General features: G+C 63.6%; 18 protein-coding genes and 1 tRNA gene. 13 read left to right on the forward strand and 6 right to left on the reverse strand.

What is annotated here, in order from left to right:
* The first annotated feature begins 11 nt into the window (after nt 1-11).
* Together PHO31112_RS12175 and PHO31112_RS12180 are read left to right on the forward strand one after the other, a co-directional pair.
* Nucleotides 12-2,117, forward strand: a complete 2,106-nt coding sequence (locus PHO31112_RS12175) for a UvrD-helicase domain-containing protein (RefSeq protein WP_150620754.1) — start codon at nt 12-14, stop codon at nt 2,115-2,117.
* 490 nt (nt 2,118-2,607) lie between these two features.
* Complete coding sequence (locus PHO31112_RS12180; RefSeq protein ID WP_150620755.1) at nt 2,608-3,384, forward strand: metallophosphoesterase; 777 nt, start codon at nt 2,608-2,610, stop codon at nt 3,382-3,384.
* Between the two features lie 112 nt (nt 3,385-3,496).
* Here the strand turns inward: PHO31112_RS12180 and PHO31112_RS12185 are convergent, their stop codons facing one another.
* Nucleotides 3,497-4,393, reverse strand: coding sequence for a c-type cytochrome (locus PHO31112_RS12185; protein WP_150620756.1), 897 nt, complete (start codon nt 4,391-4,393; stop codon nt 3,497-3,499).
* Between the two features lie 379 nt (nt 4,394-4,772).
* Here PHO31112_RS12185 and PHO31112_RS12190 point away from each other — a divergent pair.
* Nucleotides 4,773-4,848: transfer RNA gene (locus PHO31112_RS12190), tRNA-Arg, on the forward strand.
* Nucleotides 4,849-5,986: 1,138 nt separating this feature from the next.
* A complete protein-coding gene (locus PHO31112_RS12195; protein WP_246178101.1) occupies nt 5,987-9,550 on the forward strand; it encodes an autotransporter outer membrane beta-barrel domain-containing protein in 3,564 nt (1,187 codons plus the stop codon).
* A 43-nt stretch (nt 9,551-9,593) separates the two neighbouring features.
* Here PHO31112_RS12195 and PHO31112_RS12200 read toward each other — a convergent pair whose 3' ends face one another.
* Nucleotides 9,594-10,127 carry a hypothetical protein gene (locus PHO31112_RS12200; RefSeq protein WP_150620757.1) on the reverse strand — a complete coding sequence of 178 codons (534 nt, stop codon included), beginning with the start codon at nt 10,125-10,127 and terminating at the stop codon, nt 9,594-9,596.
* Nucleotides 10,127-10,825 carry a flagellar basal body L-ring protein FlgH gene (locus PHO31112_RS12205; protein WP_150620758.1) on the reverse strand — a complete coding sequence of 233 codons (699 nt, stop codon included), beginning with the start codon at nt 10,823-10,825 and terminating at the stop codon, nt 10,127-10,129. The genes PHO31112_RS12200 and PHO31112_RS12205 overlap by 1 nt, the downstream gene beginning before the upstream one ends.
* 245 nt (nt 10,826-11,070) lie before the next feature.
* Between PHO31112_RS12205 and PHO31112_RS12210 the strand changes: the two genes are divergently transcribed.
* From PHO31112_RS12210 to PHO31112_RS12225, 4 genes are all read left to right on the forward strand, one after another.
* Entirely contained in the window at nt 11,071-12,228 is a 1,158-nt protein-coding gene (locus tag PHO31112_RS12210; protein WP_150620759.1) for an ATP-binding protein, read from the forward strand.
* Nucleotides 12,229-12,298: 70 nt separating this feature from the next.
* Nucleotides 12,299-13,090, forward strand: a complete 792-nt coding sequence (locus tag PHO31112_RS12215; protein ID WP_150620760.1) for a response regulator — start codon at nt 12,299-12,301, stop codon at nt 13,088-13,090.
* A gap of 41 nt (nt 13,091-13,131) precedes the next feature.
* Nucleotides 13,132-13,605, forward strand: coding sequence for a hypothetical protein (locus tag PHO31112_RS12220; RefSeq protein WP_150620761.1), 474 nt, complete (start codon nt 13,132-13,134; stop codon nt 13,603-13,605).
* Nucleotides 13,606-13,925: 320 nt separating this feature from the next.
* A complete protein-coding gene (locus tag PHO31112_RS12225) occupies nt 13,926-14,528 on the forward strand; it encodes a BPSL1445 family SYLF domain-containing lipoprotein (protein WP_150620762.1) in 603 nt (200 codons plus the stop codon).
* Between the two features lie 179 nt (nt 14,529-14,707).
* Here the strand turns inward: PHO31112_RS12225 and PHO31112_RS12230 are convergent, their stop codons facing one another.
* The 3 genes from PHO31112_RS12230 to PHO31112_RS12240 form a co-directional block, all read right to left on the reverse strand.
* Nucleotides 14,708-15,577 (reverse strand): ABC transporter permease, encoded by an 870-nt coding sequence (locus PHO31112_RS12230; protein WP_174995690.1) that lies wholly within the window; start codon nt 15,575-15,577, stop codon nt 14,708-14,710.
* A 91-nt stretch (nt 15,578-15,668) separates the two neighbouring features.
* Nucleotides 15,669-16,502: an ABC transporter ATP-binding protein gene (locus PHO31112_RS12235; RefSeq protein ID WP_150620763.1), complete on the reverse strand. Its 834-nt coding sequence runs from the start codon at nt 16,500-16,502 to the stop codon at nt 15,669-15,671.
* Nucleotides 16,503-16,696: 194 nt separating this feature from the next.
* Complete coding sequence (locus PHO31112_RS12240) at nt 16,697-17,737, reverse strand: ABC transporter substrate-binding protein (protein WP_425495183.1); 1,041 nt, start codon at nt 17,735-17,737, stop codon at nt 16,697-16,699.
* Between the two features lie 261 nt (nt 17,738-17,998).
* Between PHO31112_RS12240 and PHO31112_RS12245 the strand changes: the two genes are divergently transcribed.
* The 5 genes from PHO31112_RS12245 (at nt 17,999) to PHO31112_RS12265 (ending at nt 23,858) form a co-directional block, all read left to right on the forward strand.
* Nucleotides 17,999-18,670, forward strand: coding sequence for a response regulator transcription factor (locus PHO31112_RS12245; RefSeq protein WP_039366513.1), 672 nt, complete (start codon nt 17,999-18,001; stop codon nt 18,668-18,670).
* On the forward strand, nt 18,663-20,057 hold the full coding sequence (locus PHO31112_RS12250; RefSeq protein WP_246178103.1) for a sensor histidine kinase: 1,395 nt from the start codon (nt 18,663-18,665) through the stop codon (nt 20,055-20,057). Before PHO31112_RS12245 ends, PHO31112_RS12250 begins: the two co-directional genes overlap by 8 nt.
* Before the next feature lie 371 nt (nt 20,058-20,428).
* On the forward strand, nt 20,429-21,316 hold the full coding sequence (locus PHO31112_RS12255; RefSeq protein WP_150620764.1) for a sensor histidine kinase: 888 nt from the start codon (nt 20,429-20,431) through the stop codon (nt 21,314-21,316).
* A complete protein-coding gene (locus tag PHO31112_RS12260; protein WP_010807699.1) occupies nt 21,313-21,972 on the forward strand; it encodes a response regulator in 660 nt (219 codons plus the stop codon). The genes PHO31112_RS12255 and PHO31112_RS12260 overlap by 4 nt, the downstream gene beginning before the upstream one ends.
* A 473-nt stretch (nt 21,973-22,445) precedes the next feature.
* Entirely contained in the window at nt 22,446-23,858 is a 1,413-nt protein-coding gene (locus PHO31112_RS12265) for a flagellin N-terminal helical domain-containing protein (protein WP_150620765.1), read from the forward strand.
* The last annotated feature ends 148 nt before the right edge of the window (nt 23,859-24,006 follow it).

Raw genomic sequence — 24,006 nt, forward strand, 5'->3', positions numbered from 1 at the left:
CGCGTCACACCATGTCGTCTTTTCCGCTCAATCCCGCCCAGAACGAAGCCACGCACTATTTCGACGGCCCATGCCTCGTGCTGGCCGGCGCGGGTAGCGGCAAGACGCGCGTCATCACGCAGAAGATCGCGTGGCTGATCGAGGTGAAGGGGTTCGAGCCGAAGCACATCGCCGCTGTGACCTTCACGAACAAGGCCGCCGCCGAAATGCGCGAGCGCGTGGCCAAGCAGCTCGAAGGCAAGACGCTCAGCACCCCCGGCAAGGAAGGCCGCAAGGTGCCCGTCAATCAGCTCACGATCTGTACGTTCCACTCGCTCGGCGTGCAGATTCTACGGCGCGAGGCGGAGAGTGTGGGCCTGAAGCCGCAGTTCTCGATTCTCGACGCAGACGACTGCTTCGGGCTGATTCAGGAACAACTCGGCACGACCGACAAGGCGATGATTCGCGGCGTGCAAACGGCCATCTCGCTCTGGAAGAACGGACTGGTCACGCCCGAAACGGCGCTGGCCGCCGCCGAGACCGCCGACGAACACCAGGCCGCGCTCGTCTATCGCAATTACATGGCGACCTTGCAGGCCTATCAGGCCGTCGATTTCGACGACCTCATCCGCCTGCCCGCCGAACTCTTCGCCCGCGACGAGGAAGTGCGCGAGCGCTGGCAGAACAAGCTGCGCTATCTGCTGATCGACGAGTACCAGGACACCAATACCTGTCAGTACCTGCTGCTCAAGCTGCTCGCGGGGCCGCGTGCGGCGTTCACGGCCGTGGGCGACGACGACCAGGCCATCTACGGCTGGCGTGGCGCCACGCTGGAGAACCTCAAGCAGTTGCAGGTGGACTTCCCGACGCTCAAGGTCATCAAGCTAGAGCAGAACTACCGTTCGACGTCGCGCATTCTGACGGCGGCGAACAACGTCATCGCGAAGAATCCGAAAATCTTCGAGAAGAAACTGTGGAGCGAGCACGGCCTGGGCGACCCGATCACCGTCACGGCGATGAACGACGAAGAGCATGAGGCCGAATCGGTGGTGTTTCGTCTGTCGGCGCACAAGTTCGAGCGTCGCGCGGAGTTTCGCGACTACGCCATCCTCTATCGCGGCAACCATCAGGCGCGCATCTTCGAGCAGGTGCTGCGGCGCGAACGCATTCCCTACGTGCTCTCCGGCGGCCAGTCATTCTTCGACAAGGCGGAAATCAAGGATCTGTGCGCCTATCTGCGGTTGCTGGCGAACCCCGACGACGATCCTGCTTTCATCCGCGCCGTGACCACGCCGCGCCGTGGCGTGGGCAGCACCACGCTCGAAGTGCTCGGCGGCTTTGCGGGACAGGCGAAGGTCTCGCTGTTCGAAGCCGTCTACATGGGTGCCGTCGAAGCGCGGCTGCAACCCCGTCAGCTCGAACCGCTGCGGGCATTCTGCGATTTCATTCAGCGCATCGCGGCGCGTGCGTCGCGCGACCCGGCCAACGAGGTCATCGACGATCTGATGGAAGGCATTCACTACGAGGCGTATCTGTACGACACGTTCGACGAGCGTCAGGCGCAGTCGCGCTGGACGACCGTGCTTGAATTCCTCGAATGGATGAAGCGCAAAGGCACGCGCAATGAAGACACGCAGACGACGGGCTTCGACACGGCAGACGGTCTCGACGACGACGGCAAGAGCCTGATGGAACTCACCCAGACCATCGCCCTGATGTCGATGCTCGAAGGCCGCGACGGCGACGATCCCGACGCGGTGCGTCTGTCCACGCTGCACGCGTCGAAAGGGCTGGAGTATCCGCACGTGTTTCTCGTCGGCATGGAAGAAGGCATCCTGCCCCACATTCGCGAGGATGAGGAAGTCACTGCCGAGAAGATCGAGGAAGAACGCCGGTTGATGTACGTGGGCATCACGCGCGCGCAGCGCACGCTGCAATTGTCGTGGTGCAAGAAACGCAAGCGCGCGCGCGAAACCTTCTCATGCGAAGTGTCGCGTTTCGTGCCGGAGATGCAACTCGACGAAGCGCCGCCCCCGCCGCCGGAAGACGCCCCCATGTCGCCGAAGGACCGGCTCGCCAGCCTCAAGGCCATGCTCGCAGGCGGCGCGAACAAGACGCCGTCGTCGTCGGGCGCCTGAGGGTGCCTGAGGCCGCCGGAGGTTCGTCCCGCACAAACGAATAGCCCCCGCGTACGGGGGCTGGCTTGAGGAACGGCGACATCCGACCGGGGCTGTCTGCGGCGGTAGAGCGCACCGTGAGATCAATGCTTGCTGCTATTTGCCGCTACTTGAAGACGTCTGCTCACAGGCGGCTGCCGGGCTCCAGGCCACGAACACACCTGCCAGAACGGTCAAACAAAGCAGAACAGCAACCAACAGTATGCGCATAGGCTCGCCTCCACTCGTCAGGTGAGGTTTCACTATAGAGGCGCATCCCTTCGATGACAAAGACATCTTGACCATCGGCGCGAGGCGGGCGATAGTCGGTAAAAAACGGGCGAAACGATACGTGAATTGCGTTGATTTCGGCCCAATGCCCACACTTCCGGTCGCGCTTGCGATGCGTCTGGCACACACGGCGTCAGCGGGTGTGCGGCTCCGATCCTCAAGCCTTTGTGGAGCGTGGTGCGTGAGACTGCATATTCTGTCCGACCTGCATTTGTCCGTGGCGCCGTTGGCAATTCCCAACGTCGAGGCGGACGTCACGATTCTCGCTGGCGATATCAGCCGGCCGGCACAAGCCGTCGAGTGGGCCAAGCAATTACCGCGCCCCGTCATCTACGTCCCCGGCAATCACGAGTTCTATGGTGCGACGCTCGCGGGCGCACTGGCCGAACTGCGACGCCTCACCGCCGGCACCAACGTGCATCTGCTCGAGCGGGGCTCGGTCGCGATGGGCGGCGTGCGCTTCGTCGGCACCACGCTATGGACGGACTTCGCGTTGTATGACGCCGAAGGCAAGCACGACGCCGTCGTCGAGGAGTCGCAGAAATTCGTGCGCGACTTCACGCGCATTCGCATCGGCGACCCGGCCGCGCCGTGGTCGGATCTGCCGTTTTTCTCACCCGACGACTGCGCCGCACTATGCCGCGAGAACGTCGCGTGGCTCTCGCGCACACTCGCCACACCGCACGATGGCCCGACGGTCGTGGTCACGCATCATGCCCCGACACCGCAAAGCATCCATCCGCGCTTCGCGGGTTCGCTCGTCAATCCGGCCTTCATTTCGGATTTAACTTCATTCGTCGACCAGTCCGACGCGGCGTTGTGGGTTCACGGCCATACGCACGATTCGTTCGACTATCGGGTGGGCCACACCCGGGTGCTGTGCAATCCGCGCGGCTATTGCTTCGAGGGGCGCGTTGAGAACGCCACATTCGATCCGCAGATGGTCGTGCGAGTGTGATCCGCCGAAGGGCGGACTCGCAACGCCGGAAACGAAAATCCCCGCCGAAGCGGGGATTTTTTATGGCGCCGACGCCTGCAAGGCAGGCAGCTCATGCGGCTTACACGGCGGCTTACTTGGCCGCGTTCACCATGTAGTCGACAGCCGCCTTGACGTCGTCGTCCGACGCGGTGGCAGCGCCGCCCTTCGGCGGCATGGCGTTCAACCCCTTGATGGCGGCATTGTGCAGCGTGTCGATGCCTGTGGCAATACGCGGCGCCCATGCGGCCTTATCGCCGAACTTCGGGGCGTTCGCCACGCCGCTCGCGTGGCAGGCCATGCAGACGGTGTCGTAGAGCTTCTTGCCCGCATCGAGATTGCCGCCCGCGCTGGCGGTAGCCGGCGCGGCGGTCTTAAGCGACGCCATCGCGGCGGCGGCAGCGGCGGCAGAGCCCGCGTCGGCGCCCGAGGCGGCGGCAGGTGCGCTCGAGGCCGGTGCCGCAGCAGCGCCCGATGCGGGCTGGGCCGGTTCGGCCGGTTCCTGCAACTTGCCACCCGACGCGTTGGCCATATAGACGATGGCACGGCCGATTTCGTAGTCCGTCACGTCGTCGGGGCTGGTGCCGCCACGGGCGGGCATCGCGCCCTTGCCGGCGAGCGCGATCTTGAGCATTCCGTCGTAGCCCTGGGCGATACGCGGGGCCCAGTCGGCAGAGCCGACTTTGGGCGCCCCGGCAGTACCGGCCGCGTGGCAGGCGGCGCAAACGGCCTTATAAAGTTGTTCGCCGGTCTGGTAGACGCGCGGCGCGTTGGCATCCTTGACTTCGACCTTGGCCACGGGCGCGATGCGCTCGGCAATGGCACTTTCGGTCATGGCGGAACTGCCGGCGCCGGTCAGGGCGTTGTTGCCCACGTAATTGACCAGCAAGACGATGATGACGATCGGTACGAGAAAGCCAGCAATGACCGCGGCGATGAGCTGCTTGGGTGTTTTGATCAGGGACTCATGCTCGTTATGTGCTTCACTCATGCGGGATCTCTCAATAGTTTTTGTGGAAACCGAGTGCATCACACCGGATAGCTGGCACCATCCAGTCAAAATAACGAACCATTGTAGCAACAAACCCTCGGCCAATGACACGCTAAGGCAGTGCGCAGACGCCGCAAAAGTCCCGTATTTTCCCTAACTTACGCGAAAGCCAAAGGCATGTTCCGCATGCTTCGTGCGCAAACTGCGGGGGCGTTGCAGTCACAGCAAATCCGCGCGAGCGGAGCGCTCGGCAGTGAATTGCCGCATTGCGGGGCATGCGTATGCACGGGGCATGGACGGCGCGCGGCAAAACCGCTATGCTTCTACCTCTTTGCCTGCCGGTCGCGCGTTCGCGCCTTCTTCACCGGTGGTCAGCATAGCGCCCGTAGCTCAGGGGATAGAGTATCGGCCTCCGAAGCCGAGGGTCACTGGTTCGATTCCAGTCGGGCGCGCCAATTAAATCATGTAGTTATAGAGATTTTTCGAGAATCGCCGCGAATGCCGGGCAGGATGCGTGTGGATTCAACCGGCCTGCGCCGCACGAACTGGGCCGGGATCGAGGAGATTTTCCGTCGGGCGTTTTGAACGTATTTGACGTTTTAGTCGTTTTGACCGTTCCGACTCGAGACGTTGACCGGCAAGCCAGCGACGGCGCATTGCCGGTGAGATGACAGCAGGGGTTGCGAGAGCGGTTCGCCTCGCAACCCTTTTTGCTTCGCGTCGTGATGCGGACTAATTAACGCGTTGTCATTCCAACCGGCGGCTGAACACGCTGAATCGTGTTCACCGTCACACCCGCGATAGTGGCAATGCCGTTGGCCGTATCCGAGCCGACATTCTCTGCGACCAAATCGATCCCATTGATCGCAGTGCGCTGCGGAGTCCTCAACCGTATAGGTCTTTCCCGACACGTCCACTCGGGCTTTGATGTGATCGCTAGCAGACTGACAAGCGCGACGTTAGAGAAATTACGAACCTTCATACTATTAATTACCCAGGTTTATTAAATTTGTATCACTTAGTAATAACCGGAAGCCATCGCCGCCGCGCCGCCCGCGAGATAAGCGTTCGGCAATTGTCAGAACACCGGAATCGCCCCCCATCGCGCCGCAATCCCTAGCCCGTCCGTCTCCAAGGCATGGGTTGGCGGAACCCCGGCAGGCCCGGGATATGATCCCTGCTGGAATCCCTGGCCCACCCAGCGACGGCGCTCAGTAGCTTGTCCAGGGCCGCCCTGATGTGCCCCAAGCGGGACGACTTTCTGAACGTGATAGCGAAGCACCTCACTTTGTATTACATTCGGTGTCCGATGCGCCCTTAGATGGCGCACGTTCCAGCGCTCGGAAATCGAAACAAGCGTGACCTCCCTGAGCGCTGGCGTCCCATATAACTGCCGTACTGCGGGGGAAAGGCCGTATCTTCTCGGTCGCCGGTCGCCATGCACGGTGCGATACGAGAAGGATATTCGTGGTCCAACGCAAACGCAGGCTCACAGCCCACCCGGCGAAACCCGCCACTCCGACGTCTCTGACGTCTTCTACGCTCGATTTCGTCACTGCGCCGGCCCGAGGCTCGGCTCGCAGACCAACGGGCGTGCGACTCATTCGAACGGCTGGCAGCACGGCCATTGCGCTGGCCCTCGCGGGTACTGCGGCGCCTGTCTGGGCAGCGACCTGCTCCACCAGCGACACCAGCGGCTGCGGCGCATCGGGCGGCGCCGGTGTTCCGGGACGAAGCGGCGGCGGCGGTGCCGGTAATGGTCAAGGCGGTGGATCCAGTCACCTTGACATCAACGTCGTGACCGTCCAGGACACGGGAAGCTGGGGAACCCTGGGTACCGGCGGCGCGGGCGCAACCGGAGACACGGCCGGTGCGTCACCTAACAACCCCGCGCTATCCTTCTCCGCCAATGGGGTGGTCGTCGCCTCACCGGTAACCGGCGACGCCGGCAATACCGGACCGGGCGGACTCAACTTCGGAAGCGGTGGGAACGGTGGCAATACGGGGATTTATTTTCTCAGCACCATCGACGTCTTGGGTGCGGCGACGATCACGGGCGGCGCAGGGGGCAACGGCGGAAATACCACCAACACGGTGTCAGGTAACGCCGGTGGTGGTGGTGGCGGCGGCAGCGGGCTGACGTCGGCCGGAGCCGGGGCGGTGATCAACAACAGCGCGACGATTATCGGCGGCGCCGGTGGTCTCGGGGGTTCCGGCGGCTACAGCGGCGGCGGCGGCGCTGGCGGCGACGGACTGCTCGTGCTCGGCGGCAGCGCCACCATCACCAACAGTGGCATGATCACGGGCGGCGCAGGAGGCGCTGCAGGGGCTGGCACTACGCAGTCCGCTGCAAGCGGTGCCGGGGGCACCGGCGTCAATCTTTCTGGAACGCGCAATAGCCTCGGCAATGTCGGGACAATCTCGGGCGGTACGGGTAACGGGGGCGGCGTCGGCGTCGTGACGCGGGGCATGGATTCGATCACGAACTCGGGTCTCATCATGGGCGCGCTGAACGGCGGAACCCGAGCCGCGGCCATCGAGTTCGGCGGCACAAACAACTCGCTGAATCTGCTGACAGGCTCCTCGATCCTCGGGAACCTGCTTTTCGATGCAGGGGCGACTGCCACCATCGCAGCGCGGAACACGGGCCTTGCACTGAACAACGACGTCGTCCTGAGCGACGCGGCGTCGGGTGTCACCTTCTCCACGGCGTCAACCGGCATGACGATGTCGGGCATCATTTCCGGTGCTGGCACCCTGAATGTCATCGGCGCAAACACGCTAACGATGACGGGTGCCAATACCTTTACGGGAACAACGACGATCAGTGGCGGCACACTCGCACTGTCGGGGAGCGGCAGCATTAGCGAGTCGTCCGGCATCGTGCTGAACACTGTGCTGGACATTTCCGCCGTTACGGCAGGCGCGTCGATCAAGGCGCTTACCGGCACGGGCACGTTGTGGCTCGGCGCACAGACACTGTCACTCACCAATGCGGCCGGCACGTTCGACGGCGTCATTAACGGTTCGGGCGCGGTACGTCTGGCCGCCGGCACGCAGACACTCACAGGTGTCAGCACCTATACCGGCGCGACCGTGATCGACAACGGTGCAACGCTGAAGTTAAGCGGTAGCGGCAGCGTCGCCGCATCGGGTGGCGTCACCAATAACGGCACGCTCGACATCTCGGCAACGTCGGGCGGTACGTCCCTGACGAGTCTCGTCGGCAACGGGGCGGTCGCCCTGGGGCCGCGCACGCTGACGCTCACGAATGCATCGGGTGTTTTCACGGGCACCATCGACGGCAGTGGCGGCCTGACACTGAACGGGGGCACACAGTCGCTTTCTGCGGCAAACACCTACACGGGCGCGACCACCATCAACGGCGGCACGCTCGCCCTGACGGGGGGCGGCAGCTTGTCTTCGGCAACGAGCCTTTCGCTCATGGGTAACGGCGCGACGCTCGATTTTTCCTCCGCAGGGGCGCAGACGCTTGCCGGGCTGAATGGCGTGGCCGGCACGCGTGTGCTCGTTGGCGCGAACACGCTGACAGTCAACTCGGCAACCGACAGTACCTATGCCGGCCAGCTCGTGGGTAGCGGCGCCTTCGTCAAGCAGGGCGCCGGCATGCTCGTACTCAATGGGGCAAGCACTGGGTTCACGGGCACGACGACCGTCAGCGGGGGCACGCTCGAAGTGGGCGACGCCAATCACGACAGCGCAGCGATCGGCGGCAACGTGGCCGTCGGTACGCAAGGGATACTGCGCGGACACGGCACCGTTCTCGGCAATGTCTCGAACAGCGGGGTCGTGGCGCCTGGCGGGTCCATCGGCACGTTACGTGTCAATGGGAACTACACACAGGCATCGAACGCGACGCTTGCCATCGAGGTCAGCCCTACGGCGGCGTCACTGCTAACGGTATCGGGCCGCGCGACGTTGAACGGCGCGCTGGCGATCACGTACGATCCCGGTACGTATTCGGCCACGCGCTACACCGTGATAAGCGCGGCGAACGGTGTGAGCGGGCGCTTTTCGTCGGTCACGGGCACGTTGGCGACGGGCGCGAACCTCGGCGGCCTGCAATCGTCCGTGGCCTATGGCGCGAACGATGTCACCTTGTTGCTGACCGATCCGGCCTCACCCAATTCGGGGACATCGGGGACGTCGGCCCCCTCCACGCCGGTGGTCATCGCGCCTAAGAATACGAGCATGTATACGGCGCTCGGCACGGCCGCGCTGATGAACGCACAGTCGGTCACGTCGGCCGTGCTCGACCGCGCAACGCGACGCGCCGTCGACACAGGGCTTGCCACCGGAGACACGGCGCAGGCGCCGGGCCTCTCGTCAGTCTGGGCAACCGCCACGGGTCTGCACGGCCGGGTGTCGGGCACCAGCACGCAAACCGGCTTCCAGGAAAACCAATACGGGTTCCTCGCCGGTGCGCAAAAGCGTGTGGAGCGCAATACGTTCGGGCTGGCAGGCGGCTATTCCCATGCCGATCTCTCGGAAGAGAACACCGCAAACGCCAGCACTCGCGACACGCTGCGTCTGGCCGCCTATGCGAGCCGTGAGATGGGGCCCCTCGACGTCGCGGCCACTGTCGGCTACGGTATCCATTTCCTGTCGCAGAAGCGTCCGTTCGCGAACATAGGCACGGCCGAAGGCGATCATATCGGGCAGGAATTCACGGCGGCGACACAGGCGAGCGCGCCCTTGGCGTTCGGCGGTGTTGTCATGACACCCCGGGTGGGCCTGCGTTTTGCCTATTTTCACGCGAACGGCTTCGACGAAAGCGGTGCAGGGGGCCAGAATCTGCGCGTCGGCACAGACAATACCCGGAGCCTGCAACCGTTTGTCGGCGTGACCTTCGACAAGGCATTCGGCGATGCGCAACGCCCCATGAACGTCCAGTTCCGCGTGGCGTACGCTCACGAACTGCTCGATGCCGGCCGCGCTATCACGGTAGCGTCACAGGACGGGACGATCTTCGTCGCACCGGGCGCGAATCTGCCACGCGGCTTCCTGACGCTCGGCGCGAGCTTAAGCGTGACGCTGGCCAAGCGATGGGACGTCTCCCTCGATTACGACGCGCTCATCAATACGGCGCGTGCGTCGGCACAGGCGGGAAGTCTCAAGGTGAGTTACCGGTTCTGACGGGCGCGTGAACGCGTCTTCACAAAACCCGCAAAAGGTTCGCTCAAAACACCACCAACCGGTCGACCAGTTGTGCCATGCGCGAGTTCGACGCCGACCACGATTCGATCGTCGACGATCTACCGTCGAAATACACCGTATTCATGACCGACCCGTTCTGGCTGAGCGTCAGCGTCGCGTAGGCAAGGTATTCGCTTGGCGCACTGCCCCACAGCGAATTCCGCCACGCGCGCCGCACCGTGTAATTGAGGACGACACACCCCGCCGGCCACGTGCCAGGGCTATAGATCGTGCTCACGATCCCATAGGCGCGCAGCCGTCCTTGAATCGCCGGCAACAAATCGGAGATGCCGTCCGGCGCCAGCTCGATGCACAAGCTGCGCGAGAGCAGTTCCGGTGCGGCGGGCTCGGTGGGAGGAACGATGGACGGCAACTGGTCCGACAGCATCACACCAGTGGTCACCACACTGGATGCCACCTGCGCGGCGATCACCGGCACCGGCGTCGCGAAGAGGCACCCGCCCAAGGTCGCGCTGGCCGCCGCCGCCAGGGCCAGCACCGTCGCAAGGCGCCTCATCAGAATGGCGACACGCCGAGCAGAATGCCCTGCAACCAGCCGCCGTTACTGCCATCGGCGATTTGCCCCCCCTCCACTCGCGCCACCTTGGCCTGGCCGACCTTGCTCGAGGCCACGACATTGCCCGGTGAGATGTCGAACTTGTTGACCACGCCGGTGAAACGGAACGTCTCCATGTTCCGCCCCTGCATGACCTGCTTTTCCCCTCCGACCACGTAAGCCCCGTTGGGCAGCACCTCCACGATCGCGACCGCAATGGTGCCCGTCAGCGCCGTGGTCGAGCTGTTCGTGCCATTGCCCTTGAAGCTGCTGGCCGACTGTCCGATGTTGAACCAGCGCTCGAGCACCGAATCCGCCCCATCGGGCCTGGCGCTCTTGGCGGTGACGCTCGCGTTACGCGAGACGTCGCTCTGCGATTTGTTGGTGCCCGACGAATTCTCTGACACCGCGATCGTGAGCAGATCGCCCACGCGATGCGCCACCGGCGTCTCGAACCAGTTCGTCGCGGTCGTCGGCTGATAGATGGACCCTGCCGTTTGCACGTTGGCCACGCGCGGCATGGGCATCACGGCCATCGGCATCGGCACCGTCGCCGGGCTCGAACAGGCGCTCAACATGGGGCTCACGGCCGCCAGCAGCGCAACCGTCCCCATCAGTGCGCGCGCCGCAGCGCGCTGTAGCATCGACAGCTTCGACATGACGAGGCGCCCCCGCGCCGATCCCGGATACCGTGTCCGGCCTGGTTCGAAAAGTGTGAACGGTTTGCTGATTGGGAAGACGGCCCGGCGGCCAGCTTCGTGACGGATAGTAAGCAGCGGGTGTGCAGCGACTAAGCACGAATAGAGGATAATTTGTGGAGGCACGACGCCTGCCGCCCCGAAGCTGAGAAAATGGCGCGCCAACGTCGGCAGGGCCTCACACCGGCCCGCCTCGTCAGGCCCCGATGTCTTCTCTGGCCGCCACCATTAGCCCAGTTATCCAGCGCATGAACCCCGGCATCACTCGCAAGCTGTTCCTCGCGATCTTCGCGACAGGACTGGTCACCATGACGGCCACCGCGGTCGTCGTGCGTGCTGCCGTGGCTGGCCACAGTTGGCTGCGCGGCGACAACCTGATGTACCTGACGCTGCTGGGCGTGGCGCTGCTGGGCGCGGTCGCCCTGCGCCTGGCCCAGCGCTTGCTGGTGCCCGTCACCCCGCTGCTGGACGCGACCCATCGCATGGCGATGGGCGATTACAGTGTCCGTGCGCCAACGGCCGGCGCCGACGAACTTGCGCGTCTCGCCGTCGACCTGAACCGGCTGGCCGACACCCTCTCGCACAACGACCGCCTGCGTCGTGACCTGCTCGCCGACATCTCTCACGAGTTGCGCACGCCGCTCTCGGTGTTGCGTGGCGAAATCGAAGCGATGGAAGACGGCGTACGCCCGCTTACGCAAGACGCGCTCTCCTCGCTACGCGTGGAAATCTCGCTGCTCTCCAAGCTGATCGACGATCTCTACGAGTTGTCGCTCTCGGATGTGGGCGCGCTGACCTACGCGTTTGCGCCCGTCGACATCACCGAGCGCGTCGCCACCTCCGTGGCCGCATTCGGCGACTGGTTCGACGCCAAGGGCATCTCGCTGAATGTTCATCTTCCGGAGAACGCACTGTTCATCGACGGCGATCTGCACCGTCTCACGCAACTGCTCGGCAATCTGTTCGAGAACTCGCTGCGTTATACCGACGGTGGCGGTGCGGTGCGCGTGTATCTGTCGTCGACGGACACGCAACTGCGTCTCGAGATCGAAGACTCCGCACCCGGCGTGCCGGACGACGCCCTGCCGCGCCTGTTCGAGCGCCTGTTCCGGGTGGAGGCGTCGCGCAGCCGACGCAGCGGCGGTGCCGGTCTGGGGCTGGCGCTGTGCAAACACATCGTGGAAGCGCACGGCGGCCAGATCGTCGCGCGGCATTCCCCGCTGGGAGGGCTCGCGTTGACGATCACACTGCCCTATCCCCGCAGTGCATCCACCGGCATGAGCGGCCTGTGCACCGGTTCCGGCTCGCCCTGCGGCGCAAGCGGGTCCGGTTTCGCCGCCCAGGCCATCGCAACCTTGTGTTGAGCCCGCCCCCCATGCCCCCGAATTCGCGGACCGTTGCGCCTCATTCCCCCCTTCGATACCGACCGACGCGATGACACTCTCCGACACCGCCCCGATTCTGATTGTCGAAGACGAGCCCAAGCTTGCCGCGTTACTCGCGGAGTATCTGCGTGTGGCGAGCATGCCGTGCCGCATCCTTTCCGACGGACGCGACGTGCTCCCGGCCGTGCGCGCGACCGAACCGCGTCTGGTGCTGCTCGATCTGATGCTCCCGGGCATGGACGGCCTCGAAGTCTGCCGCGCCGTGCGCGAGATCTCCGAAGTCCCGATCGTGATGCTGACGGCCCGCGCAGCGGAAACCGACCGGCTGCTCGGCCTTGAACTCGGTGCCGACGACTACATCTGCAAGCCCTTCAGCCCGCGCGAGGTGGTCGCGCGCGTGAAGGCGATCCTGCGGCGGGTTCGCGGTGCGGCCGGCGCCAGCGCCAATGGCGACACTGCGGCCATCGACTCGCAACAGCGGGCACTCGTCATCGACGCGGTGCGTCATCACGCACGACTCGACGGGCATGAACTGCCCCTGACCCCGGTCGAATTGCGGCTGCTTGCCACGCTCGCCAGCCATCCCGACAAGACATTCCCGCGCGCGCATCTGCTCGACCGGATGTACGACGATCACCGTGTAGTCGCCGACCGCACGGTCGATAGCCATATCAAGAACCTGCGCCGCAAGTTGCAGGCGATCCGGCCCGACGAAGAAATCGTGCGTTCGATCTATGGCGTGGGCTACCGGCTGGAGTTGCGCACCGACCGCCCCGGCGCGCTTGCGGCCCGGCATGGCGTCGCGACTATCGACAATCCGGCCGGGGCAATGCCAAAATAGCGAGACCCGCGCCACGACTGGGCCCATTGAGGAGATCGACGATGCCACGCCGCACCGCCACGCTGCCCCCGATGCTCGCTTCATTCGCATCACACGCTCTCACCCCCAGCCTCACATCCCCGGTGCTTAGCACTGCCGAGCTTGGACGAACGCGCACCGCGATCAAACGCGCTCTGCAAACGGCCACTGCTGTCGCACTGTTCAGTGCAGGCGGCTTGGCGTTCGCGCAGACACCGGTGTGCTTCGATAACGTCGGTCGCGCCCTTCCTCCCGAGCAATGTTCGAAAGCGGCACGCGACCAGGCGGCCGAACAAGCCGCTGCATCCGGTGCCGGGTCACCCTCCCTGCGCGACGAATGCCGCGCCCTCGCCGACAAGATCGCGAATACGCCGGACAAGCCGGTTTACACGCGTGACCGGCGAGTCGACTCCCCCGCAGGCGATCGCGTCGACATTCCTACGCGCACAAACCCGCGCAAAGCCCTCAAGGAAGAATACGTGCGCAAGTGCACGTAGGCGGATACCTACAACTTAACAAAAGTTAAGCGCACGTTAGCGGAACTTGTCGCGCCATTTTCTTGACAATATCTACGGAGACCGCATAATCGACGCCATGCCGACACACTGCGCGGCATGTTCGCAGCGTCGCGAAACGGGTCACGAGCGCCACACTCCGTTCGATAAACGCATCCATTGGATGCCAAACCATCGATCTCATCATCCGCTTCGATGCCGAAGCGTTGCGCCCCGCGCGGGCGTTTCATCGGCCTGACGTTTTATCCACATCCATGCCGCCGTGCTTTGTGTACGGCACACGCACTATCTGGAGGGAGAAAATGCAAAAACGCGAATTCCTGATGAAAACTTCCGTCGCCGTTGCCGCCGCCGCGTTCGCGCTCGCCGGCTGTACCACGACCTCGCCGTCGCAGGCCGAGAAGAGCGACAACGCGGCCGGCGCCAATACCAACAAGCGGCGTGAAATCGATGCCTCGGTGAACGGGGCGCTCGACAAGATGTATGCGTCCGTGAAGGGCTCCCGCGAATTGGTGAACAAGGCACGCGGCGTGCTCGTGTTCCCATCGGTGCTGCAAGCCGGTTTCATCGTAGGCGGCGAATATGGTGAAGGCGCACTGCGTGTGGGCGGCGCCACGAGGGGCTACTACAACACCGTGACGGCATCGTTCGGTCTGCAAATCGGTGCGCAATCGAAGGCCATCATCTTCCTGTTCATGACGCAGGACGCCCTCGACAAATTCCAGCGCACCGACGGCTGGACGGCCGGTGCCGACGCCTCGGTCGCACTGGTCAAAATCGGCGCGAACGGTGCGGTCGATCTGAACACCGCGACCTCGCCGGTGGAAGTGATCGTGATGACCAACGCCGGCCTCATGGCCAACCTGAACATCGAAGGTACGAAGGTCACGAAGCTCAACATCTGATCGATTCAAAACGACGGGATACCTTGCGTGCCCCCTCAAACGAGAACGGCGCCACCCGTGATGGGTGGCGCCGTTTCCTTTTGCACCGGAGACTATCGCCGGACACTCGCGACACCGCGACACCGCGACACCGCGACGCCATGACACCATGACACCATGACGCCGCGATATCGTTGCGCTCACTCGTTGGTGAACGCCGCCGGACGCCATTTCAGCAAGCGCTTCTCGAGCGACGTCAGCAGATAATCCGCCCCCAGCGCCACTACCGCCAGCACGATCATCGCCGCGAACACACCACTCGCGTTAAACGCACCTTGCGCGGTCGAGATCAGCAAACCGATGCCCTGCTTCGAGCCGAGGAACTCGCCGACCACCGCCCCCACGAGAGCGAAGCCGAAGCTCACATGCAAGCTGGCGAGAATCCACGACAGCGCCGACGGAATCACCACCGACATCGTCACCTGACGGCGCGACGCGCCCAGAATCTGCGCATTCGCGATCATGTAGCGGTCGGCCTCGCGCACCCCCTGGAAGGCATTCGCGAACACGACGAAGAAAACCATCACCACCGCGAGCGCCACCTTCGACGCCATGCCCAGACCGAACGCGATCACGAAGATCGAGCCGAGCACCACGCGCGGAATCGAGTTGGCAATCTGGATGTAGAGACTGAAAACATCCGAGAGCAGCTTGTTGCGGCCGAGCACGATGCCGCAGATCACACCGGCCACACCGCCGATGAGAAAGCCCAGCACGGTCTCTTCGAGCGTGACGAGCACCTGCGTCCAGAGCGGCCCTTGCGACGTGCCTTCGACACACCAGTCATAGATCTGCTGAACGATCAGACTCGGTTGCGAAAAGAAGAAAGGATCGATCCAGCCCAGACGCGCGGACAACTCCCAGCCGCCAAGTCCGATCACCAGAATCGCCACGCGCAGGAAAACCACCAGCGCGCGACGTTGTTTGATGCGGCGCTGCGCCGCGGCTTCCTCACGTGCGAGATCGGCGTCGCCGAACCCTGCCAGTACGGCCTGTTCACTCATGTTCATGCCCTCCTCCTGACGGCAAAGGCGCGCGTCGCCGTTCACGGCAACGCAGCCCGCAAAATCACTGACGCAGCCCCGGCGGGGCCGCACTTACTTAACCGATCTTCACTTCTTCTCGCAGATCCGCCCAGATTTCGCGCGAGATGTCGATGAAGCGCTGCTCGTAGCGAATTTCGGACATCACGCGCGGACGCGGCAGATCGATCGTGTAGACATTCTTCAACGTAGCCGGACGCGCCGTGAGTACGAACACGCGATCCGCCAGCGCAATCGCTTCCTCCAGATCGTGCGTGACGAACACCACCGAGCCCGACGTCGACGACCACAGTTGCAGCAGCTCGTCCTGCATAAGCGTGCGCGTTTGCATGTCGAGGGCCGAGAACGGTTCGTCCATCAACAAAATCTCGGGGTTGTTGATGAACGTCTGAGCCAGCGCCACGCGTTTGCGCATGCCGCCGGAGAGTTGATGCGGGTAATGGCTGCCGAACTTGTCGAGACCCACGCGCTTGATCCATTCGTCGGCCAGGGCATAAGCGGTCTCTTTCGACTGACCGCGAAACAACGGGCCGGCGGCCACGTTATCGCGCACGCTGCGCCACGGGAAGACCGCGTCGTTCTGAAAGACAAAGCCGATGCGCGGATCGATGCCGTTCACGGGCTGGCCCATCACACGCACGCTGCCTGCGGTCGGACGTAGCAGGCCGGTAATCATTGACAGCGTGGTCGACTTGCCGCAGCCGGTCGGGCCGACGATGGCGACAAACTCGCCGCGCGCAACCGACATGCTGAAGTTGCGCAGCGCAACCGTGGCTTTGCCGTCCGGCGAGATGAAGCGGCACGACACGTTGTCGAACTCGATGGCGGGCGTGTCGCGCGAGACAGGGCTCGCAGCGCGTGCCGGCGCGGTGGGGGTAATGGTCTGGGTCATGTGCCCGGCTCCTCGATGACTTCGTCGAAGGTCCGACGGTATCGTTGCGGTTTCTCAGGGGTGAGCCGGCCCGCACACCGGACGGTCGTCGATGATCGTCGGGTGCGGGCGGCTCGGTTGGCTGCGCGTCGAAGGGACCGCGCGCCGGTATTACGGGGTCAAAGGCCGGCGAACGGGTCGCGCCGGATCGGGCATTACTTCACCTGATCGACGAACTCGTTGGTGTACGTCTTCGACAGATCGATGTGCTTGCCCTTGACGTTCGGATTGAACGCGGAGAGCACCTTGAGCACGGTCTCGGGACCGCCCTTCGGCATGCGGCCGTCAGGCGAGTACATCGGCAGCGAGTTCTGCAGCGCCTGCACGTACAGCGCCTTGTTGTTGCCGTAGTAGTCCTTCGGCATCTTCTCGGCGATCTCGGCGGCCGAGTGCGTGTTGATGAACTTGAGCGTCTTCACGAACGCGCGGGCGAGCTTGGCCGCTTCCGGCTTGTGCTTGTCGAGCCACACGCGTTGCACATACAGGCTCGATGCCGGGTAAGCGCCGCCCAGTGCAGCCACCGTGCCTTCCATCGTGCGCATGTCGACCAGCACGGCGGCGTCGCCGGTCTTGAGCAACTGCGATGCGGTCGGCTCGGTGGTCATGCCGGCGTCGATCCGGTTCTGCTTGATCGCTGCGATGAACGTGTTGTCGGCACCGACCGGCAGCACCGAATACTGCGCCGACGTCAGGCCGTGCTTGGCCGCGAGATATTGTGTGAGAAAGTTCGTCGACGAGCCCAGACCGGTCACGCCCAGGGTCTTGCCCTTCACGTCGGCCATGCTCTTGATGGTGTCTTTGCTCTTCGCGTTGACCAGCTCAACCTCGCCGGGCACCTGACCGAAGATCACGATGGCCTGAATTTCCTTGCCCTTGCTCTGCAGATCGATCGAGTGATCGTAGAAGCCGACCACGGCCTGCACGGCACCCGCGAGCAATTCGTTTTCGGCGTCGACACCGGCGGGCTGCGAGAGCAACTCGACATTCAAGCCTTCTTCCTTGAAGTAGCCGAGCTGCTCGGCAAGCTTGGCCGGCAGATAGACCATCTTGGTGATGCCACCGACCATGATCGTGATCTTGCCGCTATCGGCGGCGAAACCCGGCATCGCGGCCAGCGCCAGCGACGCACCGAGTACGGCGGCCAGAACAGGTTTCAGGAAGGCTTTCGGCGCACGCACGCCCAGACTTGCTCGCATTATGGTGTCTCCATCGTTTTTAGGGATAATGGCCTGAGCCTTCCATTGCGGCGCCGGCCGGCCTCGCGTGATTGACCGCGGAGCCCAGGCAGGGGTCTTCTCAATCGACACCTCTGCCTTGTTGCCGATTGTAGAGAACCGAATCTTTCATCCAGCTTTCGCCCGATGCAGGTTTTCATGGGCATCCGATGGGTGTTTACCCGCTGTTGGCGCGCGCAGGTTCCACGGGCACACTCGCCGTCGCATTCCGCTTTTGCCGTTATGAAACTGCTGCTGATCGAAGACAACGACACGCTGGCCCACTGGCTCGCCCGCATGCTGCGCGACGACAATTTCACTGTCGACGCAGCGCGCGACGGCGACGCCGCCGACCGTCTGCTGCAAACAGAGACGTATGACGTGGTGCTGCTCGATCTCATGCTGCCCAAGCTCGGTGGCAAGCACGTGCTGCGACGCTTGCGCGAGCGGCGCAACAACGTGCCGGTCATCATTCTCACGGCCAGCGGTTCGGTCGACGAAAAGGTCGACTGTCTCGGCGCAGGCGCCGACGACTATCTGGTGAAACCGTTCGAAGTGCGCGAATTGATCGCGCGCGTGAAAGCGCTTGCGCGCCGGCATTCGCCCGAACAGGGCGCCGATCTCGTGTGCGCCGACCTGAGCTATCAGACGGGCACGCGGCAATTCACGATAGCGGGCGTGCCGCTCGCGTTGCCGTCGCGCGAACATGCCGTGCTCGAAATCCTCATGCGAAAGCAGGGCAAGACGGTCGCCAAAAGCGCTTTGGTCGACGGGGTATTCGGTCTGGACGACGAACCGAGTGCCGACGCCATCGAAATCTATATCCACCGGTTGCGCAAGAAGCTCGAGACCAGCCGGGCCGCCATCATGACCTTGCGGGGTCTGGGGTATTTGCTGCGCGAGAAAGATGCTTAGTCTGCGCGTCCGGCTGCTGATGTGGCTGATGCTGCCGCTCTCGCTCTACATCGGGGCGAGCGCCTGGCAGGCCTACCGCAGCGCGCGCGATACCGCCGAACTCGTGCAGGACCGTGCGCTGCTCACGTCGGCACAAGTGATCGCGGGCGAGCTGACCTGGGTCGACGGCGCGCTACGCGCGAGCGTGCCGCCGTCTGCGCTCGAATTGTTTGCGTCTCCTGCGCGCGACCGGGTGTTCTATCAGGTCATCACGCAAGACGGCCGGCTCCTTGCCGGCCCGCCGGACTTCCCGCATCCCCCGCTCTTCCCGCAAACGGTACCCGCATACTCGAATCTCGAGGTGAACGGCGAGCCGCTACGGGCCATCAGCTTCGTTCGCACGATGTACGACTCGGGCAAGCCGCACAAGGTCGCCGTGGTGGTGGCCGAGACAATGCGCGCGCACGACGAGATGCTCGCGCAATTATGGGAGCCGTCGCTGCACCGGCAAATCGCCATGGCCGCCCTCGCAGCCGTACTGGTGCTCATCGGGCTGACGGTCGAGCTGCACCCCCTCATCCGTCTCAAGGACGAAGTTGCCGGGCGCTCGCCGCAGGAACTGGTGCCGATTCGCGCCGGGCAGCTGCAAACCGAACTGCGGCCCATCGTCGACGCGATCAATTTGTGTATACAGCGCCTCTCGGCGCAAGCGCAGCAGCAGCGGCGCTTCGTGGCCGACGCCGCCCATCAGCTGCGCACACCACTCACGCTGCTCGACACACAATTGCAGTTCGCGGCCCAGCTTGACGACCGCGCGGCGCTCGCGGACGTGCTCGCCGCCATGCAGACGAGCAGCCGCGGCCTGGCCGACCTCACCAACAAGCTGTTGCTGCTCTCGCAGGCAGAGGCGGCCGACACCCCGGCGTTCTCGCGCTCGCGGGTGGATCTGGTCGCGGCCGCCGCCGGGGTGCTCGAAGAACTCGTCGCCCTTGCGCAACGGCGCAACATCGATCTCGGGCTGGAGACGTCGGAGACCCACGTGTGGGTTGCGGGCAACGGCGAGCTGTTTCACGCAATGGTCATGAATCTTGTCGACAATGCGATCCGCTATATCCACGAAGGTGGACGCGTCACCGTCGCTATCGACCGCCCGGACGGCTCGGCACGCTTGCGTGTGATCGACGATGGACCGGGGATTCACGCCGAGGCGCGTCAGCGCGTGTTCGAACGCTTCTACCGCAATGCACCACCGGGCCAGCCCGGCACGGGCCTGGGGCTGGCCATCGTCAAGGAAATCGTGGCGGCCAGCCACGGCACCGTGACGCTGGCGCCGGGCGGCGACGGCCGTGGCCTGATGGTGACCGTCACGCTCCCCCTAGATTCGGAGACCGAAAGCAACGCCCCATAGGGAACGTTGTTCAGGTCACGTCACCGACGAAGCGCTTGGCAAGCCCGCGCCTTCGCCTGAAAGAAAATCACAACCGTATGAAGTCGCGATAAAAATTAAGGCGTTACAATCATTTAGATTGGAAATTTCGTTTGAAATGCATGCTCGACTGGATGCGCTAGGACAAACCCTGATATATTCGGAGTCTTTGCAGAATCCTCCTCAAGCAAGCGCGAACTTCTTAATCCAAATCAAATAGTTACGCTTTGCCGTCAGTCCATGCAGGTGCCCACCGCGTGTAATTGTGACGAAATGTAAAGTTTGTTAAATTGAATGAGGTCTCGCCGCGAGCGTTGCGGCGCGGGACTTTTTCTCTCAGGGATTTTGCCTTCATGCCGTATCTCGTCGATCCTGCCGCACAGGCTGCGAGACGTCGCGTGTCGCTTGACGACACGTTGCACGCGCGCACCGCGACGCCGGTATCGGATCAGCCTGCCGCTCGCGACATTATTTTGCCGGCGGAGCCCGCCCCGCGCACCGCGCGGGCGCCGGCACGTCCGCTGGCGCAAACCGTGGCCCGCAAGATAGACGCCGCCCGTGAAGCCGAGCGCACGCGTCTGGCGCAGGAAATCCACGACGGCCTTGGCGCGCAGCTCACGGCACTGCAATTGGTCGTAGCGCGTCTAGCGACGCGCACTCCGGTCGATGCTGCCGAATGGCAATCCCTTTGCACCCAGATTCAGAACGCCGCCACCGCTGCACAAGACGCGGCAGACGAACTCGTCGGCCGCAACCGCCCGCCCGCGCTCGACGCGGGTCTCGTCCCGGCGCTGCGCACTTGGTTGCGCGGCTTCGGCGAGCAAAGCGGCCTCACGTGCATCTGGCGCTGCGACGATGTGACGCGCAATCGCGTCGCGAACCTTTCTCCCGATGCGGTGCTTGCCTTGTACCGTATCGCGCAGGAAGCGCTGACTAACGTTGCCCGCCATGCACGCGCCTCGCGCGTTGTCGTCGCGCTCGACGGCGGCCATCGCTCTCTCAAACTCACGATTTCAGACGACGGTTGCGGCTTGGGCCGCGGCGCGCGTCGCAAGCAGGGACATTTCGGATTGGTGGGCATGCGCGAGCGCTGTACCGCACTCGGCGGCACGCTGCGTATCGGTAGTGCGCAGGGATCGGGGACGCTCGTGAGTGCACGGCTCCCCTGGCATCAAATCCTGCCTGCCCCGGCCAGCCTCCATGGCCCGGAATCGCTTGCTCTTCACGGATACGCATCATGACGCTTAGAGTGCTCATCGTCGACGACCACGCTATCGTGCGTCAGGGCGTCCGGCAGCTGCTCTCCGATAGCGGGAGCATCGCCGTCATCGGCGAAGCCGACTGCGGCGCAGAAGCGCTGGAGATGACAGATGCCGCGCAGTGGGACATCGTCCTGCTCGACATTTCGCTGCCCGACACAAACGGTCTCGAGATTCTCAAGACCTTGCGGCGCAAACATCCGCGTTTGCCCATCATGATCTTCAGCATGTACGGAGAGGGCCAGTTCGCGCTGCGCGCCCTCAAGGCCGGCGCGGCCGGTTATTTAAGCAAACGCTCGAACGCGCAACAGTTGGTCTCGGCCGTGCGCCAGGTCGCGGCGGGCCGCAAGTACGTGAGCCCGATGGTCGCCGAGACGCTCGCCGATTATCTCGGCCCGGACGCCGACCAGCCGCCGCACGAGCGCCTGTCCGACCGCGAGTACCAGACGCTTTGCATGATCGGCTCGGGCAAGCGCCTGACCGACATCGCCAACGCGCTGTCGCTCTCGGTCAAGACCGTAAGCGTGTACCGCACCCGCCTGCTCGAGAAGATGCGCCTGAACAACAACGCCGAACTCACCTATTACGTCATGCAGCACGGCCTGGTCAGCGCGGAGATGGGCCCCGTCTGCGCATAGCGCCTTCGACACCACACTTTCTGCTAATTAGTACTCACTTCATGGCCCGCCGTCGCGGGCCATGCGTTTTTCAGGCGCCGTCAGCTATCGGCACGAAGTTTTTTGGGGGCGTCGGAAAAAAATTTTTTCGCCGCGGCCAGGGCGTGTCACAGGTTGAGAATTGCCCCCCGTGCCTGCTAGATGACGCGACATGCCGCCACCTCTCCAAGCCTTACAGGACATGAATAGGCGGCAGATTGCCCCTTTCCTTGACGAATCGATCGTGGAGGAAATTTGTAGACTCGCTTATTAGCGTTTTTCCGACATCGACGGGGCCTGTCGATGGGGGGTGAGAGAGCATTTTGTGAAATCACCCTAAATTTTCCCAATGGCCGTCCGATATCCCCTACAACGGCGGCTTTCGGCGATTGGCTGGTGAGCCAAAGTTACGGCGCTTAAGCCGGAGCCAAAAATTTTGGGAAAGGAGTGGCTAAATGTCATCTGTCATCAATACCAATATCTTCTCGCTGGTTGCACAACGTAACCTGAGCACCTCGCAATCGGGTCTGCAAACCTCGATCACCCGTCTTTCGTCGGGTCTGCGTATTAACAGCGCGGCAGACGATGCCGCTGGCCTGGCGATCACGGACCGTATGTCGGCCCAGATCAACGGCACGCAGCAAGCTCAGCGCAACGCCAACGACGGTATCTCGCTGGTGCAAACCGCTGCGGGCGCCCTGTCGGCAATCACCGACAACCTGCAACGCATCCGTACCCTGGCCGTGCAGTCGACCAACTCGACGAACTCGGCTTCGGACCGCGCCGCACTGGACCAGGAAGTCCAACAGCGTCTGGCTGAAGTGAACCGTCTGGCAACCCAGACGTCGTTCAACGGCCTGAACGTGCTCGACGGCTCGATGGGCACGGCGAACTTCCAAGTGGGTGCCAACGCAGGCCAGACCATCTCGGTCAACCTGCAACAAAGCATGACCATCGCCAGCATCGGTTCGGTCGCACAAACGTCGTCGGCCGCCAACCCGCTGAGCTTCACGGTTGCCGCACTGACCGTTCAACTGGGCGCAGGCGCTGCCGTCAACGTCAAGGCCGGCACGTACAACAGCTCGGCAGACCTGGCAACGGCAATCAACACCGCCGCACAAACCGCCGGTTTCACGGGCAACGTCGCATCGGTCAACTCGGCCGGTGAAATCGCGATCACCAACACCGATTCGGCACAAACGCTGACGGTCGCCGGTGCCGATGCCACCACGCTGGGCATGGCCGTCGCCGGTGCCGCCGCCGGTTCGACGACCACGTCGACCGCCGTCGCCGCCACGTTCTCGCAAACGCTGGCAGCAGGTGACCTCGTCCTGACCGTCAACGGTAAGGCCACGAACATCACCGGCAAGATGAACAGCGCCACCGACCTGGCCAACGCGATCAACTCGTCGAACAGCGGCGTGAACGCGTACGTCGACACCACGGGCAAGATGCACCTGAGCTCGGGTCAGGCGTTCCAGATCAGCGGCGGCACGCCGGCAACGCTGACCAAGCTGGGCTTGCCGACGACGGCCACGACCTACGCCACGAGCGGTAGCCTGGCACAAGCCGACGTCAAGACGATCAACAGCGCCACGCTGATGCTGTCGCAGATCGACTCGGCCATCGGCACCGTCGACACGCTGCAATCGACCCTGGGCGCTATTCAAAACCGCTTCCAGTCGACGATTTCGAGCCTGTCGACCACGACGCAAAACCTGACCTCGGCGCGTTCGGGCGTGCAAGACACCGACTACGCTGCAGAAACGGCCAACCTGACCAAGTCGCAGATCCTGCAACAAGCCGGTATCTCGATGCTGGCCCAGGCAAACCAACTGCCGCAACAAGTGCTGAAGCTTCTCCAGTAAAGCGCCTGTTTGGCAAGGTGTAACGCCCGGCGGCAACTCGGCCGGGCCGCCGGCGGCGCCACCTTTGCGGGGGGCGTCGCCGCAAGCATTACAACGGCAGCACTTTTTTGCGCCGGCGTTTTGCGAGTTGAGCAACTAATTTTAGAGA

It is taken from the genome of Pandoraea horticolens, from assembly GCF_902459555.1.
GTDB classification, from domain to species: Bacteria; Pseudomonadota; Gammaproteobacteria; order Burkholderiales; family Burkholderiaceae; genus Pandoraea; species Pandoraea horticolens.